Source organism: Pseudomonas sp. BF-R-24 (assembly GCF_019947335.1).
GTDB lineage: Bacteria > Pseudomonadota > Gammaproteobacteria > Pseudomonadales > Pseudomonadaceae > Aquipseudomonas > Aquipseudomonas jessenii.
Window position 1 is genome coordinate 96,949 of sequence record NZ_JAGYGG010000003.1, and the last position, 18,404, is coordinate 115,352.

The window sequence follows — 18,404 nt, forward strand, 5'->3', positions numbered from 1 at the left end:
TGTAGGAGCGAGCCTGCTCGCGATGGTCGTGAACGATTACGCGTAAAACCAGATGCCCCGCGGTGCTCTTGGGTTTTTCGCGAGCAGGCTCGCTCCTACAGGTTTTAATCCTTGCCGATGTTCAGAGCCCCCAGCGCAGCAGCAACAGCACCAGCACGACCAGGAACACCGTCTCCCCCACCATCAGCAGAATCGGCTTGATCCCGACCGCTGCCAGCTCGCGCAAGCGGGTCTTCATGCCCAGGGCACTGATGGAAATCACCAGGCACCAGCGCGACAGTTCGTTGACCGATCCTTGCACCGCAGGCGCTATCCATCCGGTGCTGTTGATGCAGGCCAGAATCAGAAAACCGACGGCGAACCACGGCAACAGCGGTGGACGCTTGCCGGTGGGATCGGCGCCTTGCATGCGGGTGATCATCGCCGCCGTGACGATCACCGGCAGCAGCATCGCAACGCGCATCAGCTTGACCACCGTGGCCGTGTCGCCGGTCTCGGTCGACATGCTGTAGCCGGCGCCGACCACCTGGGCCACGTCGTGGATCGTGGCGCCGAGGAACACACCCGCCACCTGCGGCGACAACTGCAGCCAGTTGGCGATCATCGGATAGACAATCATCGCCAGAGTCGACAGCGCGGAAACCCCGATGACGGTGAACAGGGTCGCCCGCTCTTTCTGCGGATGGTTCGGCAGCGCCGCTGCCAGCGCCAAGGCCGCCGAAGCGCCACAGATGGCCGTCGCGCCGCCGGTGAGCATGCCGAACAGGCGCTGGAAGCCCAGGGCCTTGGCGGCGATCACAGACACGCTGATGGTCACCACTACCAGGATCACCACCAGTGCAATCGGCTTCCAGCCCAGCGCGGCCATTTGCTCCAGGGTGATGCGCATGCCCAGCAGCGCCACGCCGATGCGCAGCACGGTGCGGGCGGTGAACTCGATACCGGCCTTGCAGGGGCCGTCATCGGCGAGAAAATTCAGGGCCATGCCCAACAGCAAGGCAAACAGCATGACCGGCGCACCGTAGTGCTCGGACAAGAACGACGCGGCGGCCGCGACAATCAGACTGACGATTAACCCAGGTGCCAGTTCGCGCGAGCGAGTGTGGATACGGGTAAGAGCAATGGCACTCATGGCGCGGACTCCTCGGATGCGATGACGATAAACGCCTGGCCGTCGATGATCTCGACCGGGTAGTTGGTGACTTTGACCTGCCTGGAGTTGAGCAGGTAGCCGCTGTGCAAATCGAAGCGCAAACCATGGGCGAGGCATTGAATCACCCGGCCTTCAAGACGCCCTCCGCATAGGGAAGAGCCCTGGTGCGGGCAGCTGTCGTCAATGGCAAACAACTGCCCGTCGACGTTGAACAGCGCCAGGCTTTTGTCTTCGAACTCGAACAGCGCCCGGCCACCGGCCTGCGGGTGCTTGCCTGCTGGCACGGGAATGCGCCGGGTCATGCTGGCTGCCGCTCGCGATCACTTTCCCTGAGGGCTTCGGTCATGGCCGCGAGCAGCGCCTGAGCAGGTTGTGCGCCGATCACCGTCATGCGGTTGTCGAACTTGAAGCTCGGCACGCCACTGGTCGCGTCGGGGGATCCTTCAAACGGCGTGGCATCGCCCTTCAGGCAATCGAGCACCCCGTCCGGAGCGACACCGCAGGAGCGGGCAATGGCAAGCAAAGTCTCACGGCAACCGAGGTTTTCGCGCCTCAGGAAATAAGCGGCGAACAGTCGTTCGAGCAACATTTCACGCTGACTGGCATTGCCCAGTGCGCTGGCACGCTCGAACAAACGATGGGCGTCCGCGGTGTTGGGCATCGTCTCGATACGGCTGAGGTCGATGGCCAGTCCAACCGCGCCGGCAGCCTGCTGCACCTGATTCTGACGCATGGTCATTGCGTCGGCATTGCCCAGTCGCCTGCGGTAGAAATCGGCGAAAGGTTCACCTTCTACCGGTATCTGGGGCAGCAACTGCACGCCATGCCACACCGTGGTGATCTGCACATCCGGGTAGCGACTGCGAAACTGCACCTGCGCATGCTCCAGTTGGCGTTTGCCGATCAGGCACCAGGGGCAGATAAAATCGAAAAACACATCAATACGTAAACGACGACTCACAACTTCACCTCTATCCCGGCTGCACTGACGGGCTCAGGCACGCTCTGACCCTCAAGCCGGGCGATATCTTTTTGGTAATGACACTTGGCATAGAAGAACACCGCTGCCGCCGCGAGGCTGACCAGTGGCACTAATTGGAAAGCGGCATGCAGGCCGATGAGGTCGGACACACGGCCAGTCAGGAACGGCCCGGGTGCCAGCCCCAGCAGGTTATTGGCCAGGGTCAGCGTGGCGAACGCCGTACCGTGGACGGAGTAATGGGTCAGGTTGGCAACCATCGCACCGGCGGGGCCGGTGGTGCCGGTGGCAATCGCCATGCCCAGACAGACCAGCGCCAGTTGCACAGGCCCTGCCGACAATGCGAACGCTGCCGACAGCAGCAGGCAACTGCCCAGGCAAAAACCAATGGCCAGGCTGACCTTGCGCTCCGGCGAGTTCCGACACAGGCGATCGCTGAGCATGCCGCACAGGATCATCCCCGCACCGCTGCACAACACGATGATTGCCGCCATGCCACCGGCCTTGTCGGTAGGCATGTCGTAGTAGCGGTTGAGGTAGCTGGGAATCCACACCATCACCGTACCGCCGACGAACAACTGCAAGCCGCTGGCGATGTAGGTCGACACCACCGAACGGCTGGACCACAGCGTGCGCAGCGGACGCTTGACCGCGGCAGCCGTCTTGTTCGCAATCTGCGCGGCACGTCGTGGCGCTATGCGCGCTTCCTTGACGATGAGCGGATAGAGCATCGCCAGCACCAGGCCAAACAGCGACATGCCGGCGAACGACCAGCGCCAGCCCAGCTTGGCGGCAATCGCACCGCCCAAAGCCATGCCCAACACCGAACCGAACATGCCGCCAGCCATGAAGGCACTGGCCAGGGTGGCCCGCATGTGTTTGGGGAACACCGAAATCACCACCGCGATGCCCACGCTGCCGTAGGCGGCTTCGCCGACGCCGACCATGAACCGCGCAATGAACATCTGCTGGTAGTCCTGAGCCAGCGCACAACCCAGGGTCGCCACGCTCCACAGGAAAGCCATCAGCGCCAGGCTCTTGACCCGACCGAAGCGGTCGGCCATCAACGACAGGGGAAATGTCAGTAGGCCGACCATCAGGGCAACGATGCCGCTAAGCAGACCCAGTTGTCCGTCGCTCAACGCCCACTCAGTCTTGAGCAGGGGGAATACCGCGTTCAGTACCTGACGCGACATGTAATCGGAAATCAACAGGCCGAACGTCAAGGCAAAGACGATCCAGGCATATTGGCGCGCAACGCCGACTCCGCAGGAGTCGTCATCGTCAGCGGCTATTGGGTGAAAGGCCATGCAGCCTCCTCAAGAGCTTTGTTTTATTTTTGTTATCAAGCGTGAAACGGTCAGGCGGACGAGAGGTCACGGCCTCTCGCCCCGACCCTCGGTCATCCGCGTTGCGGTACACCTTTCTGCCCGGCCTTGCGGTTGGGGGCCATGCCGTTGGCCAACAGGGTTTCTTCGATGGTTTCGTACTGCACGCCGATGCGGTAGATCTCGCGGGCTTCTTTGCCGGTGGCGATTTCACGGCCCAGTTCATGGGCAATGCGCACGGTTTGCCGGATCTGTGCAACCGAGCCGAAACGATCGCCCTTGTGATCAATGATAGTGTCTTCATTGCCCACGCGCGGGTGCATGCCCATGGCCATCGACATGGTGTTGAACGGCATGACGTTCTTGAGCAGCGATTCGGAGGTCAGGGTGCAACCGTCCGGCGCGCGATGGATGAAGTTGAAGAAGTTGAACGGGTTCGGGCCGTCGAAACCGCCGCCGATGCCGATCCAGGTCAGGTTCAGCGGGCCCTTGTAGATGCCCCTGCGCACCAGGCGCTCGAGGGTTTCCATGGCGTGCATGCCGGTCAACTGGAAGTGTGGCTGGATGCCGTTGTCCATCAGGCGCTTGAGGTGCTCGGCCACCCAGGCCGGACCTGCCGGTACGGTCATTTCGCTGTAGGCGGCGTGGATCAACGGGTTGTCCAGGGAGGTGCCTTTCAGGTACTCCGGATACAACAGTTCCATGATGTTCATTTGCGTGGTGTTGATCGCTACCGTGACCTGATCCGGTTTCGGCGTCAGCTCGGCCAGCATGTGGCGAGTGTCGTCGGACAGCCACTTGGCCGCTTCGCCATCGCTTTCCGGAGCGAAGGAAATCGAGCCACCGACCTGGATGATCATGTCTGGCACGGCTTCACGCACACCGGCGATCAGCTCGTTGAACTTCGACAGACGCTTGGAGCCCTTGCCGTCCAGTTCGCGCACATGCAGGTGCAGCACGGTGGCGCCGGCTTCATAGCATTCGACCGCTTTCTGGACTTGCTCATCCATGGTCAACGGGATGTCTTCCGGGAAGTCTTCCGGCATCCACTCCGGGCCGTACGGGGCCACGGTAATGACTACCTTTTCCATGTTTTCGGGGTGCAGGGAATCGTCGAAGAATTGCATGGTTACTCCAGTTCTTATGCCAGTTCTTATGATTGTCTCGCCCACCCGGGGTCGTGCCGGGCAGACGTGTTTACGAGTGCGAATGCTGCGAGTGCGGATGCAGGTGGCGTTCGATCAGAACGTCTTGTCGCCGATAATCCCGGCACGCTCCATCTTGCGATGGCACGGCGGGTAATCCATGACGGCGTAATGCTGGGTACTGCGGTTGTCCCAGATGGCGATGCTGTTGGGCTTCCAGCGCCAGCGCACCTGATACTCAGGGATGTACGCCTGGCTGATCAGGTAACGCAGCAACTCGCCGGCGCCGGGGTTGGCGTCCTGGCCGAAGCGCACCCGCTCAGGGGTGTGGTAGTTGCTGAAGTGGGTGGTGAAAGCGTTGACGAACAGCACCTTCTCGCCGGTTTCCGGATGGGTGCGCACCACCGGGTGTTCGGCGTCCGGGTACATCGCCTTGAGCGCCAGGCGTTTTTCAATCGGCATGGCGGCACCGAAGCTCGCTTCGATGCTGTGGCGGGCACGCAGGTCGGCGATCTTGACCTTTACGTCTTCCGGCAAGTTCGCATAGGCCTGGACCATGTTGGCCCACATGGTGTCGCCGCCCACTGGCGGGCATTCCACGCAACGCAGCACGCAGCCCATCGGCGGTGCTTCGCGCCAGGTGGCGTCGGTGTGCCAGGCGTTTTCATAGCGGTCCATCGGCTGGTCAGGATTCTTGTAGATCTGCACCAGCCCCGGATGCTCCGGATCACTGCCGGCCACCGGATGATCCTCCAGCTCGCCGAAGCGCCGGGCGAAGGCCACGTGCTCGGCGCGGGTGATGTCCTGATCACGCAGGAACACCACGCGGTGCTTGAGCAACTGGGCACGAATCTCGGCAAACAGACCATCGTCATGCACCGCGTCGGCCAGGTTGACGCCGATCAGTTCGGCGCCAATGCTGCAGGTCAATTGTTCGACTTTCATGGCTGGCCGCTCCTTAAACGACGAAAATCGATGAGCCGGTAGTCTTGCGCGATTCAAGGTCGCGATGGGCCTGCACGGCGTCCTGCAGGGCGTAGTGCTGGTTGATCTCGATCTTGATCCGGCCGCTGCCGACATGGTCGAACAACTCACCCGCCAGGGCGGCTTTTTCCGCAGGGTCGCTGATGTAGTTGGCCAGGGCCGGACGGGTCAGGAACAGCGAGCCTTTCATCGCCAGCATCACCGGGTCGAACGCCGGGATCGGGCCGGATGCGGTACCCACGCAGACCATCAGGCCACGGGGTTTCAACGAATCCAGCGAACCCATGAAGGTGTTCTTGCCAACGCTGTCGAACACCACGTTGACGCCCACGCCATCGGTCAGTTCGCGAACGCGAGCGGCGACGTCTTCATGGCTGTAATTGATCGTATGGTCGCAACCGTGAGCCCGGGCGATTTCCGCTTTTTGCTCGGTCGAAACCGTGCCGATCACGTTCAGGCCCAGCAACTTGGCCCATTGCGAAACGATCAGACCGACACCGCCAGCGGCGGCATGCAACAGGATGCTGTCGCCCGGTTTGAAGTCGTAGATGCGGCGCATCAGGTACGAGGACGTCAGGCCACGCATGGTCATCGCGGCAGCGGTCTCGAAGCTGATGGTTTCCGGCAGCTTGATCAGCGGCGCGGCCGGGATCAGGCGCTCGGTGCTGTAGGCGCCGAGGGTGTTGAGGAAACCGGTGTAGGTGACGCGATCACCGACCTCGACGTTGGTGACCCCTTCACCAACGGCCTGGACTACGCCAGAGGCCTCGACGCCCATGCCGTTGGGCATCGGAATCGGGTAGGTACCGTTACGGAAATAGGTGTCGGCATAGTTCAGGCCAACCGCCACATGACGAAGGCGAACCTGGCCGGGACCGGGCTCGCCGACTTCGACGTCCTCATAACGTAGAACTTCGGGACCACCGGTTTCGTAGAAGCGTACGGCTTTGGCCATTTTTCTTATTCTCCAATCTGCAATATGGGCGTGTTGCATCGAATTGCGCTGATTGGACTGTAGGACGAGGCCTGTTGAGACGCTTCTCATCAGACGACAATGGCTTTTCATTTGGTGACAGGCAGAAACGGGATCGTTCTAGCCGGTCCCGTCGTCACCTGCGCTATCATCGCCCGCCTCGATTCCCCAAGAGCCTTGACCCCGGATGTCCGAAGCACTGCCACTGTCCAACGATCACCCAGCCCTGCCGCCGGTCCTGGCCGGCCCGCTGTTGCGGCGTCTTGAGCCCATGCGGCTGGTGCTGTGGCTGGTGGGTTCCCGGGCGCTGGCGCTGACCTTGCGTTTGCAGGGCGTCGGCGATATCCGACTCGATGCCGGGCAATGCACCGTGATTGCGGTGGGGGCTCATGCCTTTGTGCACTTGATTGATGTGCAACTCGATTGCGCCCTGCCCCGGGATGAATCGATCGACTATGACCTGCTGATCGATGGCACAGAAAAAGGCATCGCCGATTGGGCACCGCACCTGCTGTATGGCGATGCCCATTGCCCGAACTTCGTCCTGCGCGCACGGGTCGATCAGTTGCTGCACGGTTCTTGCCGCAAACCTCATCACCCGGCGACAGACGGCTTGCTGTGCGTCGACCGGTTGCTGGCCCAGGAACACGCGGCAAAGGACCGCCCGGCACTGCTGATGATGACTGGCGATCAGGTCTACGCCGACGATGTCGCGGGGCCGATGTTGCGGGCGATTCACGCCTTGATCGAGCGTCTGGGCCTGTTCGGGGAGCACCTCGAAGGCGCGGTGGTCAGCGACAGCGCCAGGCTCTACGAGCATCCGGCCAGTTACTACCACCGCGCGGATCTGCTGCCGGCACTGCAAAGCAATGAAACCCTGCGCGAGCGATTTTTCGGTGGCGCGCGCAAGCCGATTTTCACCAGCAGCAGCGCCGACAATCACCTGGTGACCTTCGCCGAAGTCATGGCCATGTACTTGTTGGTCTGGTCGCCAGTGCCCTGGACCCTGATCGCGCCCCAGGCACCGACGCTGACGCCGCAAAGGCTCAAGCGCTACGCCCTTGAGCAGACGCGCATCGATGCCTTCAAGGCAGGCCTTGGCGACGTCGCGCGGGCACTGGCGCATCTGCCGACGCTGATGATTTTCGACGACCACGACATCACCGATGACTGGAACCTTTCCGCGCAATGGGAGGAAACGGCCTACGGCCATCCGTTCTCCCGGCGCATCATCGGCAACGCGCTGCTGGCGTACATGTTGTGCCAGGGCTGGGGCAACAACCCGGATGCGTTCACTACCCTGCTGGAAAAGTCCGGAGCCTTGAGCGAAAGCGCACGCGACCTTCACCTCGACAGCACGGTTCAGGATGACTTGATCAGTGATCTGCTGAAGTTTCAGCACTGGCATTACGTACTGCCGACCACCCCGGCCATGGTGGTGATCGACACCCGCACCCGGCGCTGGCGCAGCGAAATGAACCTCAAGCAGCCTTCCGGTTTGCTCGACTGGGAAGCCCTGAGCGAACTGCAACAGGAACTGCTGGACCACCCGAGTGCGATCATCGTTTCGCCGGCGCCGATCTTCGGCGTCAAACTGATTGAAACCGTGCAGCGGGTATTCAGCTGGTGCGGTTATCCACTGCTGGTGGACGCGGAAAACTGGATGGCCCATCGCGGCGCGGCACAGGTGATCCTGAACATTTTCCGCCACTCGCGCACCCCGGGTAACTACGTGGTGCTGTCGGGGGATGTGCACTATTCCTTCGTCTACGAAGTGCTGATCCGCCACCGCAAGGCCGGACCGCGCATCTGGCAGATCACCAGCAGCGGCATCAAGAATGAATTCCCGCCCAGCCTGCTCGAGTGGTTCGACCGCCTCAACCGCTGGCTGTACTCGCCACGCTCACCGTTGAACTGGCTGACCAAACGTCGACGCATGCGCATCGTGCCCCACGTGCCCGAACACGCCGAAGCGGGTGAGCGGCTATGGAACTCGGCGGGGATCGGCCAGGTGTTCTTTAATGAAAAAGGTCAGCCGCAGGACATTTTTCAGCACAACGCCAATGGCTCGCCGAAGACGCGGATGGTGGCCCCCGAAAGCGGCGAGTGATCACAAAGAACTGTGGGAGCGAGCTTGCTGACGATTGCAGTCTGTCAGTCACTTTAGGGGTGACTGTCACACCGTCATCGCGAGCAAGCTCGCTCCTACAATTGATCGGAGTCGCTCATGGACCTCACCCGAACCTTGATCATCGGCAACTCCGGCTCGGGCAAAAGTTGGCTGGCCGAGCGAATGGCCGGGCAGTTGCAAGTGCCATGGGTCTATCTGGATTCGATTCACTGGCTTTCGGACCGGCACAGCATCGCCCGCCCACGCTCACAGGCGCTGGGCCTGGCGCGGATCGCGGCCGATGAGGAGCGCTGGGTGATCGAAGGGGGTTACGGCTGGATCGTCAGTGAAATCCTCCACCGGGCCACGGCGTTGATCTGGCTGTGTATCGATGACGTCGATTGCGTTGCCAACATTCGCCGGCGGGAAGCCAACGATGACGAACGATTCATTGCAATGCTGGAGTGGGCTAGCAACTATCGCACCCGTGACGACTCAAGTGGATTTGCGGCGCATCAGCGGATGTTCGATGACTTTGGTGCCTCGAAGATCCGCCTGACCAATCGGGTTGAAATCACCGACTTCGCTTCAGAAGCAGGAATATTACCCATCGGTTAAAGCACAAAACCTGTGGGAGCGAGCTTGCTCGCGATGACGGCAGCACATTCGACATCAATGGTGACTGACCCATCGCTATCGCGAGCAAGCTCGCTCCCACAGGATTGCGGTGCCCTGGGAGCGTATTTCAAGCCACCTTCACCACACCACTCACCCCCCTGACAATCATCTCCACCTCCCGCTCATCAAGGGTCAGCGGCGGCAGCAGGCGAATGGTTTTCCCCCGCGTGACATTGATCAACAAGCCATGATCCCGGGCGGCGATCAGGCTCAGGTCGCGGATCGGTTGCTTGAGTTCGATGCCGATCATCAGGCCCTGGCCGCGTATTTGCGAGACGTTCGGGTTGCCCGCCAGTTCTGTGCGCAATCTTTCGAACAGGCGCGCCCCCTGAAGCCGGGCGTTTTCCAGCAGCCCTTGTTCTTCGACGATATCCAGCACGGTGCATCCGACCCGGCAGGCCAGCGGATTACCGCCGAACGTGCTGCCGTGGCTGCCCGGCGTGAAGAGTTCGGCTGCCTTGCCACGGGCCAGGCAAGCGCCGATGGGCACGCCGTTGCCCAGGCCTTTGGCCAGGGTCATGACGTCCGGGACGATGCCTTCATGCTGGAACGCGAACCACTGGCCGGTGCGGCCGATGCCGGTCTGGATTTCATCGAGCATCATCAGCCATGAGCGCCGGTTGCACAGTTCCCGCACGGCCTTGAGATAGCCCGGCGGCGCCAGTTGCACGCCGCTTTCGCCCTGGATCGGCTCCATCAGGATCGCCACGATCCGCGAGCCAAAGGCCTGTTGCACCTTGTCCAGCGCGCCGAGGTCGCCGAACGGCACTTTGACGAAATCCCCCGGCAGCTTGTTGAAACCCAGGCGCACCGCCGGGCCATCGCTGGCAGACAAGGTGCCGAGGGTGCGGCCATGGAACGCATTCTCCATGACCACTACCAGCGGCTGCTCGATGCCCTTGTGCCAGCCATGCAGCCGGGCGATTTTCAGTGCGGTTTCGTTGGCTTCGGCCCCGGAGTTGTTGAAAAACGCCCGGTCCATGCCCGCCAGCTGCGTCAGTTTCTGCGCCAGCCGTTGCTGCCAGTCGATGCTGTAGAGGTTCGAGGTGTGCAGCAACAACCCGGCCTGCTCGGTAATGGCGGCAACGATTTTCGGATGGGAGTGGCCGACGTTGGTCACCGCCACACCGGCGACCGCATCCAGGTATTCGCGACCGGCCTGATCCCACAGGCGAGTACCCAGGCCCTTGTTGAAACTCAAGGCCAGGGGTTGGTAAGTGCTCATCAGGCAGGCGGCGGTCATGACATCAAGCTCCAGCAAGGGTCGGTGTTTTTGCAGTATGGTTAGCCACCAGAGCTGGATAAACACCGTAAAACTTCAATCATTTAAAAGCAGAGCTTGATAATGGATTTGTTCCAGGCAATGACCGTCTACGTGAAAGTGGTGGAGACCGGCAGCATGACCGCCGCCGCCTTGCAGTGTGAAATGTCCACGACCATGGTCGGCAATCACCTCAAGGCCCTGGAGCAACGGCTGGGTGTGCGCCTGCTCAACCGCACGACGCGGCGCCAGCGGCTGACCGAGTTCGGCGCCGCGTATTACCAGCGCTGCCTGGAAGTGCTGGGGTTGGTGGCCGATTCCGAGCGACTGGCCGAGCAGGCTCTGGACGAACCGAGCGGCACCTTGCGCATCACCGCGCCCCTGACCTTCGGGACCGAGCGCCTGGCCCCGGCATTGAGTGAGTTCAGCCGGCAAAACCCGCGGGTGAAACTCGACGTGGTGCTGACCAACCGACGCCCGGATCTGCTGGAAAACGGTCTGGATGTAGCGTTTCGCCTCGGGGCACTGGAGCCCTCCAACCTGATCGCCCGCCCGCTGATCGACTACACCCTGACCATGTGCGCGTCACCGGACTACCTGGCCCGTCGCGGCACTCCGCAAACACCTGAAGACCTGCGCCATCACGACTGCCTGTCCTTTGCCTATCCGGCCGGAGATGACTGGCAATCGGTGCAAAAGGAATGGCGCCTGGCCGGTCCCGATGGCGAAGTCAGCGTGGGGGTCGGCGGGCCGATGCTGATCAACAGTTCGGCCGGTCTGCATCAGGCGGCGCGCACCGGCATGGGCATCGTGATGATGCCCGACGCCCTGGTCGAGCAGGACCTCAAGGACGGAAAGCTGTTGGCCCTGATGCCCGATTACAGTCCGCCCAGCCGGCCGATGCACCTGGTCTATGCCCAGGATCGCCACCGTTTGCCGAAGTTGCGCCGCTTCGTCGAATTCGCCATGCAGCTGTGGGGCAAGCACTGATCCGCTGACCGACGATTCAGTGCCAGGGTCGTCGATTCCCCATTCACTACATCCCCGCCTTCACCAGCACCGGCTGTTCCTGATAACGATCCGGGTACAGCTGTTTCAACTGCGCGACCTTCGGCAAATCGTTGATCACGATGTATGGATAGGTCGGATGCTCGGTCAGGAAATCCTGATGCTCCTCCTCCGCCGGGTAGAAACCGTTGAAGGTTTCAAGTTTGGTCACGATCGGCTTGTCGAAGACATGCGCGGCGTCGAGCTGGGTGATATAGGCCTGTGCGACCCGCTGCTGCTCAGCGTTTTTGGTAAAGATCGCCGAGCGGTACTGGGTGCCGCTGTCCGGGCCCTGGCGGTTGAGTTCGGTCGGGTTGTGCGCCACTGAAAAGTAGATCTGCAGCAAGGTGCCGTAACTGACCTGGGCTGGATCGAACGTGACTTCGACCGACTCCGCATGGCCGGTATTGCCGTTGCTGACGCGCTCGTATTGCGCGGTACTGGCCGCCCCGCCCGCGTAGCCGGAGACAGCGTTTTTCACGCCTTTGACATGCTGGAACACCCCTTGGACGCCCCAGAAGCAGCCGCCGGCGAACACCGCGGTTTCGCTGCGGGCCTGGGTGGTTTCATCAAGGGCCGGCGGTGGAATGATGACCGCCTTTTCGGCACCGCCGAAAGAGAAGGCCGAGCATTGGCTGATGATGCCGGCAGCCGCCAGCCCCAGCAGGGTACGGCGCCAGGTAAAGAGTGTTTTCATGGGGCGAACTCCTGAAGCGTTGAACAGTTATCAGCCGAAAGTGAAGGCGTAAGCCGACGCACCCGGATCAAGAAACTCGATACTGAAGGTCCGGTCGGTCACGCCGCCGCTCTGGCGTACCAGTTGATACAAACGCTGGTCGGTCACGGTGCCGCTGCCATCGGGTGCCACGTCCATGCCATGGGCATCGCCGGGGGCCTTGCCGTCGATCAGCACCTTGAAACGCACCGGTTTGCCATCGGCGCCAGGGCCGAGCACCAAATGCAAATCACGGGCGTGGAAGCGATAGACGATGCGGCTGGCCGGTGCGCTGGCGGTGGCCCGCTCCGGGCCCACATGCCACTGGCCGCCCAGGCTCCAGTCGTTGAGGGCCAGTTGCGCCGGCGGGTTGTAGGCCGCGACCTTGTCCGGCACCAGCGCGGTTTCGGGCACGAAATGCTCAGCGCGCTGGTAGCCGACATAGGTTTCCGGCGACTGCACGGCGTCCTTGTCCGGGGCCATTTGCACGCCATCGGCCTTGGCACTGATCAGCCCGTCGGCGACCTTGGCCGCCCCCGCCTCGCGCAGCAATTGCTGGATGACCCGCTCCGATTCGGCGTACGCGCCTTCGCCGAAATGGTGATAACGAATGCGTCCCTGGGCGTCGGCAAAGTAATGCGCCGGCCAGTACTCGTTGTTGAAGGCGCGCCAGATCTTGAACTCGTTATCGATGGCCACCGGGTAGTTGATGCCCAGGTCTTTCATGGCCTTGGTGACGTTGCTGACATCGCGTTCGAAGGCAAACTCCGGCGCATGCACGCCGATCACCACCAGGCCCTGATCGCGATACTTCTCGGCCCAGGCTTTCACATAGGGCAGCGAGCGCAGGCAGTTGATGCAGGAGTAGGTCCAGAAATCCACCAGCACGACCTTGCCTTTCAAGGCCTGGGCATCGAGGGGTGGCGAGTTGAGCCATTGCACGGCGCCCTCCAGTGACGGCAGGTTGCCTTCGACCGGCAAGGTGCCCGGGGTTTTGTCTGTCACTTGCACCGCGCCGGCGGAGGTCGAGTTTTGCGCCATCATCGCCCCGCTGTTACGCGGTAACTTGCCGGACAGTTTCTCCACCAGCGCTTGCTCGATACCACTGGTCGACGCCGTGGAAAACCGCGCCAGAATCCCCGTATCCAGACCCAGGGCAATCGCTGCCACACCGGCCAGCATCGCCGCGCCAAGGCCGCGACGCAGCCATTCGCCCGCGCCAATCGAACGCTTCATCGCGGTGAAGACTTTGCCGCCCAGCAACAAGGCCAGCGCGAGGGAAGTGGCGGCACCGGCGGCGTACGCCAGCAGCAAAAAGGTGGTTTGAATGCTGGCGCCTTGCAGCGCCGCACCGGTCAGCAGCAGGCCCAGGATCGGCCCGGCGCACGGCGCCCACAGCAGGCCGGTGGCCACGCCGATCAGGAGCGAAGCACCAGGACGTGGCCGTGCATCGGCGCCCGCCGCCTCCGACAAACGACTACCCGCCGCCACCAGTGGCCGGGTCAGACGCTCGGCCAGTTGCGGCAGCAACAGCGTCAGACCGAACAACGCCACGAACACCAGCGCCAGCCAACGCCCGTACTGATTGAGTTGCACCACCCAGCCACCGCCCACCGCCGCCAACGTGGCGACCAGCGCGAAGGTCAGCGCCATGCCCACCAGCAGCGGCAACCCGCTTCTGACGAAGGGTTGCCCGGTGCGGGCGAAGACAAACGGCAATACCGGCAGAATGCACGGGCTGACAATCGTCAGCACACCACCGAGATAAGCGAGGACCAGCAGCCACATGGCGATTACCTGCAAAAAGTGAGTGGAAGGGGATCACACCGTCTTCGGCACGAACTTCATCGCCAGGCCGTTCATGCAGTAACGCAGACCGGTGGGTTTCGGGCCGTCGTCGAAGACATGCCCCAGATGCCCGCCACAGCGCCGGCAATGAACCTCCTCACGGACCATGCCGAACGCACGGTCCTGGCGGGTCGCCACGGCCTTGTCCAGCGGTGCCCAGAAACTTGGCCAACCGGTGCGGCTGTCGAATTTGGTCGCCGAGGAAAACAGCGGCAGCTCGCAACCGGCACAGACGAACGTGCCATCGCGGTGCTCGTTGTTCAGCGGGCTGCTGTAGGCCCGCTCGGTGCCCTCTTCGCGCAGGATGTCGTACTGCTCGTCGCTCAGAAGAGCGTGCCATTCGCTGTCGCTGTGGGTCACTTCGAATACCTCCGCTGCGCTGGCTTCACTGATCAAGGCCGAGCCTGTGGAAAACTTCGGCAACAGGCCGATCGCCAGGGCTGCCACCCCCAGCCCGCCGCTCGCTACAAGAAATTGCCGTCGTGAAAACATGTTCGTCTCCAAAAATCCAGGGGTGTTTCATAGAACACAGCCTAGGCTTTGGGTGATCGCCAAATCCTCACGGGAAGTTAAACAATTCGTGATAACTCGGGCGCCGAAAAACCCGCACAATGCATATGCCACAGCTGTAGGAGCGAGCTTGCTCGCGAAGAACCTGAGGGCGCCACGGGGTGTCAGGTGTCCCGCGTCATCGTTGGCTTCCATCGCGAGCAGGGCTCGCTCCTACAGTAGGGGGCATTACGCACAATGCGCCGAAGGATTGAGCTGTATGGAACAGACCAAACGCGTCCTGGTGGTCGAGGACGATATGCATATCGCCGACCTGATCTGCCTGCATCTTCGCGACGAGCAGTTCGAGGTGGTGCATAGCGCCGATGGCAATGAAGGCATGCGCCTGCTGCAGCAAGGCAACTGGGACGCACTGGTCCTCGACCTGATGCTGCCCGGTGTCGACGGCCTGGAAATCTGCCGCCGCGCCCGCGCCATGGCCCGCTACACGCCGATCATCATCACCAGTGCGCGCTCCAGCGAAGTGCACCGGATTCTCGGCCTCGAACTGGGTGCCGACGACTACCTGGCCAAGCCCTTTTCCATGCTTGAACTGGTGGCCCGGGTCAAGGCGTTGCTGCGCCGGGTCGATGCCATGGCGCGCAACCTGAAGATGGACGCCGGCAGCCTGCTCACCGACGGCCTGGCCATCGACCCGATCACCCGCGAAGTGTCCCTCGATGGACGACGCCTGGACCTCACGCCCCGGGAGTTCGACTTGTTGTATTTCTTCGCCCGCCAGCCCGGCAAGGTGTTTTCGCGCATGGACCTGCTCAATGCCGTGTGGGGCTACAGCCACGAAGGCTACGAGCACACGGTCAACACCCACATCAACCGCCTGCGTGCCAAGATCGAGGCCGACCCGGCGCAACCGGTGCGCATCCTCACGGTCTGGGGGCGCGGCTACAAATTCGCCACCGGGGAGGAACCACGGCCATGAGGCTGACCCTGACGCAACGCCTGTCCCTGGTGTTCGCCGTGCTGCTGCTGGTGTGCTGCGGCACGTCGGCGTGGTTGCAGGTGCGCTCCAACCAGATGCATGAGCAGGAAGTGGTGCAAGGCTTGTCCCGGGACCTGGCGCAGCACATCGCCAGTGACACGGTGCTGATGGACACACAGGGCCTGATGCCCAATGCCGTGCGTGACCTGTTCAGCAAGCTGATGCAGGTCAACCCGAGCGTCGAGGTATACCTGCTGGACACCGCGGGCAAGATTGTCGGCAGCGCCGCGCCCGAAGGCCGGATCCGTCGTGAGCGGATCGACCTGGCGCCGATCCAGCACCTGTTGCGGGGCGATGCCCTGCCGATTCTCGGCGACGACCCGCGCAGCGTCGATGCGCGCAAGGTGTTCAGTGCTGCGCCGCTGAAGGTCGACGGCAAGCCGGCCGGTTATCTCTACGTGGTGTTGCTCGGTGAAGACCATGACCGCCTGGCCGAACGCGGTGCGACCAGTGCAGCGCTCAACACCGCACTGTTGTCCATCGGGCTGGTGGCGTTGCTGTGCCTGATTGCCGGTCTCACCGCATTTGCCCTGATCACCCGGCCGTTGCGCCGCTTGACCGAAACCGTCAGCCAGTTCGACATCGATGGGGTGCCGGTCACACCGGCCCTGCCCGTCGCGGTGGAGAAAGCCGCGAGTCACGATGAAATCGCCGTACTCGATGCGGCGTTCCGACAGATGCAGACACGCCTGGGCGAGCAATGGCGCTCGTTGACCCGCCAGGATCAGGAGCGCCGCGAACTGGTGGCGAACATCTCCCACGACTTGCGCACGCCGCTGGCCTCGTTGCACGGTTATCTGGAAACCCTGTCGCTCAAGGACGCCACGCTGTCCCCTGCCGACCGCCGTCGCTATCTGGGCATCGCGCTGGACCAGAGCCGCAAGGTGGGTGGTCTGGCGCAGTCGCTGCTGGAACTGGTGCGGCTGGAACATGGCTTCGTACAGCCGGTGCTGGAACGCTTTTCCCTGACTGACCTGGCCCAGGACATCTTCCAGAAATTCGAACTCACCGCCGAAGCGCGTCAAGTCAAATTGAAGGCCACTTTTGCCGCCAACGTCTCGGCGGCCTGCGCCGACCTTGGGCTAATCGAGCGGGTGCTGACCAACTTGTTCGACAACGCCCTGCGCCATACCCCGGCCGGTGGCGAGGTCGAACTGGGTCTGCGCCCGCAAGGCTCATTCATCGAAGTCACGGTCAGCGATACCGGCCCCGGCATCGCCCCGGAACTGCGCGAAGGGTTGTTCCTGCGGCCGTTCAATATCGGCGGCGCACGCCGTGATGGCGGGTTGGGGTTGCGGATCGTGCATCGCATCCTGCAATTGCACGGGCGCGAGATTCAGTTGATCGATGTGCCGGGGCGGGGTGCGACGTTCCGGTTTTCGCTGCCGATCGATGAAGAAACGGCGACTGCGTTGGCGGTGCGGTCGATGAACCTGAATACCCCGCGGCAGGCCTGAAAAGTTGTGGTGCCTGACAGGGCCCCATCGCGGGCAAGCCCGCTCCCACAGGGTGAGTGGGTGTACGCAAGATCTGCGAACAACCCAAACCACTGTGGGAGCGAGCTTGCTCGCGATGGTCTCAAGGGCACCGCGTACACCCGGAATGAACGCGTTATCGTTAACGTCCATCGCGAGCAGGCTCGCTCCTACAGGGGAGCAAAAACATGACCGGCCGCCTGTTGATCCGTGACAACGCCGCCCCGGTCCAATAGATTAGTCGGCCTGAAAAAGCCCCCGGGCTTTTTCGCCCCTATTCAAGTTCAAAGAAGTAGTGAAATTTCAATGTCCGATTCCAATACCGCTGAAACCGTAGTCACCTTGTCGTCCAAAGCGGAATACGAAAACTCCATCAATCTTTCACAACACGTGCCTCAGGCCAAGACCATCAGCGAGATGGTGCTGGACGCGTTCCAGTCCACCCGCGAAAGCGACCAGATCCGCGAACTGCGCGCCGCGATCCGCCAGGCCCACGACAGCTTCGATGACGATAAAGCCTACGAACTGATGGGCCAGCTCAAGCAGCTCAAGGACGCCGAGGCTGCCGATATCGCCGCCCTCGAAGACCTGAGCGGCAAATTCCCGATCAGCCGCATCCTGTCCAGCTTCAAGGACGATCCGGCGTTCCAGGAAATCGTCTACGGCCTGGCCCTGAAGGTGCTGAACCAGACCCATCAGGCCATCAGCAACCCGAGCGGCGGCAAGAGCAAAGCCGCCAAGGCGAAGAAAGAAGTCGAAGTGTTCACCATCAGCAAGGACGGCATCAGCGTCACCCTGCCGCTGCGCACCCCGCGCTCGCGCCTGAGCGTCGATCGTGAAGCCCTCGAATTCCTCGGCTTCACCTTCGTTGGCGAAGGCGAAGAGGCGGAACTGGAAAGCGAGACGTTCCTGGACAACAGCGGCACCGAGCAAGCGGTCAACCGCAAGAACATCATCACCGCCCTGCAGCAGCAGACCGCGTTCGACGGGTACAGCATCGCCACTCAGTAATACCTGTTGTTGTGGCAAGCCCCCTCGCCACAAGGTCCTGAGCGACCGACTCAAGAGCCCCGCCATCAGTGCGGGGCTTTTTATTGCCCGTGATTCGGGCAAAACCGCGATTACTCTTCCAGTATCGACGCAGAACACCACTTCCCTT

17 protein-coding genes are annotated in these 18,404 nt (G+C 62.1%); 6 read left to right on the top strand and 11 right to left on the bottom strand.

What is annotated here, in order from left to right:
* Positions 1 to 121: 121 nt before the first annotated feature.
* The 7 genes from KGA98_RS03360 to KGA98_RS03390 all read right to left on the bottom strand — a co-directional run bounded on the left by KGA98_RS03360 (position 122) and on the right by KGA98_RS03390 (position 6,544).
* Positions 122 to 1,132 carry a YeiH family protein gene (locus KGA98_RS03360; protein ID WP_223501170.1) on the bottom strand — a complete coding sequence of 337 codons (1,011 nt, stop codon included), beginning with the start codon at positions 1,130 to 1,132 and terminating at the stop codon, positions 122 to 124.
* Positions 1,129 to 1,455, bottom strand: a complete 327-nt coding sequence (locus KGA98_RS03365) for a Rieske (2Fe-2S) protein (RefSeq protein WP_057716326.1) — start codon at positions 1,453 to 1,455, stop codon at positions 1,129 to 1,131. Before KGA98_RS03365 ends, KGA98_RS03360 begins: the two co-directional genes overlap by 4 nt.
* Complete coding sequence (locus tag KGA98_RS03370) at positions 1,452 to 2,114, bottom strand: DsbA family oxidoreductase (RefSeq protein ID WP_223501172.1); 663 nt, start codon at positions 2,112 to 2,114, stop codon at positions 1,452 to 1,454. Before KGA98_RS03370 ends, KGA98_RS03365 begins: the two co-directional genes overlap by 4 nt.
* Positions 2,111 to 3,442: an MFS transporter gene (locus tag KGA98_RS03375; RefSeq protein WP_154861659.1), complete on the bottom strand. Its 1,332-nt coding sequence runs from the start codon at positions 3,440 to 3,442 to the stop codon at positions 2,111 to 2,113. The genes KGA98_RS03370 and KGA98_RS03375 overlap by 4 nt, the downstream gene beginning before the upstream one ends.
* A 92-nt stretch (positions 3,443 to 3,534) precedes the next feature.
* Positions 3,535 to 4,587 carry a 3-keto-5-aminohexanoate cleavage protein gene (locus tag KGA98_RS03380; protein ID WP_223501174.1) on the bottom strand — a complete coding sequence of 351 codons (1,053 nt, stop codon included), beginning with the start codon at positions 4,585 to 4,587 and terminating at the stop codon, positions 3,535 to 3,537.
* A gap of 114 nt (positions 4,588 to 4,701) precedes the next feature.
* Complete coding sequence (locus KGA98_RS03385; RefSeq protein WP_057716330.1) at positions 4,702 to 5,550, bottom strand: TauD/TfdA dioxygenase family protein; 849 nt, start codon at positions 5,548 to 5,550, stop codon at positions 4,702 to 4,704.
* Between the two features lie 13 nt (positions 5,551 to 5,563).
* On the bottom strand, positions 5,564 to 6,544 hold the full coding sequence (locus KGA98_RS03390) for a quinone oxidoreductase family protein (protein WP_046040234.1): 981 nt from the start codon (positions 6,542 to 6,544) through the stop codon (positions 5,564 to 5,566).
* 205 nt (positions 6,545 to 6,749) lie between these two features.
* On the opposite strand from KGA98_RS03390, the gene KGA98_RS03395 reads away from it, so the two are divergent.
* Complete coding sequence (locus KGA98_RS03395; protein WP_223501179.1) at positions 6,750 to 8,672, top strand: alkaline phosphatase D family protein; 1,923 nt, start codon at positions 6,750 to 6,752, stop codon at positions 8,670 to 8,672.
* Between the two features lie 117 nt (positions 8,673 to 8,789).
* Positions 8,790 to 9,290: an adenylate kinase gene (locus tag KGA98_RS03400; protein WP_223501180.1), complete on the top strand. Its 501-nt coding sequence runs from the start codon at positions 8,790 to 8,792 to the stop codon at positions 9,288 to 9,290.
* Positions 9,291 to 9,417: 127 nt separating this feature from the next.
* Here the strand turns inward: KGA98_RS03400 and KGA98_RS03405 are convergent, their stop codons facing one another.
* Complete coding sequence (locus KGA98_RS03405; RefSeq protein WP_223501181.1) at positions 9,418 to 10,593, bottom strand: aspartate aminotransferase family protein; 1,176 nt, start codon at positions 10,591 to 10,593, stop codon at positions 9,418 to 9,420.
* A 102-nt stretch (positions 10,594 to 10,695) separates the two neighbouring features.
* Here KGA98_RS03405 and KGA98_RS03410 point away from each other — a divergent pair, with 102 nt between their 5' ends.
* Positions 10,696 to 11,601, top strand: a complete 906-nt coding sequence (locus KGA98_RS03410; RefSeq protein ID WP_223501185.1) for a LysR family transcriptional regulator — start codon at positions 10,696 to 10,698, stop codon at positions 11,599 to 11,601.
* 46 nt (positions 11,602 to 11,647) lie between these two features.
* Here the strand turns inward: KGA98_RS03410 and msrA are convergent, their stop codons facing one another.
* Genes msrA through msrB form a run of 3 tightly spaced genes read right to left on the bottom strand, consistent with a single transcriptional unit; the run spans position 11,648 to position 14,713 of the window.
* Positions 11,648 to 12,355: a peptide-methionine (S)-S-oxide reductase MsrA gene (gene msrA, locus KGA98_RS03415; RefSeq protein WP_223501193.1), complete on the bottom strand. Its 708-nt coding sequence runs from the start codon at positions 12,353 to 12,355 to the stop codon at positions 11,648 to 11,650.
* 30 nt (positions 12,356 to 12,385) lie between these two features.
* Positions 12,386 to 14,161: a cytochrome c biogenesis protein DipZ gene (locus tag KGA98_RS03420; protein WP_223501206.1), complete on the bottom strand. Its 1,776-nt coding sequence runs from the start codon at positions 14,159 to 14,161 to the stop codon at positions 12,386 to 12,388.
* A 33-nt stretch (positions 14,162 to 14,194) separates the two neighbouring features.
* Positions 14,195 to 14,713, bottom strand: a complete 519-nt coding sequence (msrB, locus tag KGA98_RS03425; RefSeq protein ID WP_223501214.1) for a peptide-methionine (R)-S-oxide reductase MsrB — start codon at positions 14,711 to 14,713, stop codon at positions 14,195 to 14,197.
* 277 nt (positions 14,714 to 14,990) lie between these two features.
* On the opposite strand from msrB, the gene KGA98_RS03430 reads away from it, so the two are divergent.
* From KGA98_RS03430 to KGA98_RS03440, 3 genes are all read left to right on the top strand, one after another.
* Positions 14,991 to 15,710, top strand: a complete 720-nt coding sequence (locus KGA98_RS03430) for a response regulator transcription factor (protein ID WP_090453186.1) — start codon at positions 14,991 to 14,993, stop codon at positions 15,708 to 15,710.
* Positions 15,707 to 17,227, top strand: coding sequence for a sensor histidine kinase (locus tag KGA98_RS03435; protein WP_223501222.1), 1,521 nt, complete (start codon positions 15,707 to 15,709; stop codon positions 17,225 to 17,227). The genes KGA98_RS03430 and KGA98_RS03435 overlap by 4 nt, the downstream gene beginning before the upstream one ends.
* 324 nt (positions 17,228 to 17,551) lie before the next feature.
* Positions 17,552 to 18,256 carry a hypothetical protein gene (locus KGA98_RS03440; protein WP_223501224.1) on the top strand — a complete coding sequence of 235 codons (705 nt, stop codon included), beginning with the start codon at positions 17,552 to 17,554 and terminating at the stop codon, positions 18,254 to 18,256.
* The last annotated feature ends 148 nt before the right edge of the window (positions 18,257 to 18,404 follow it).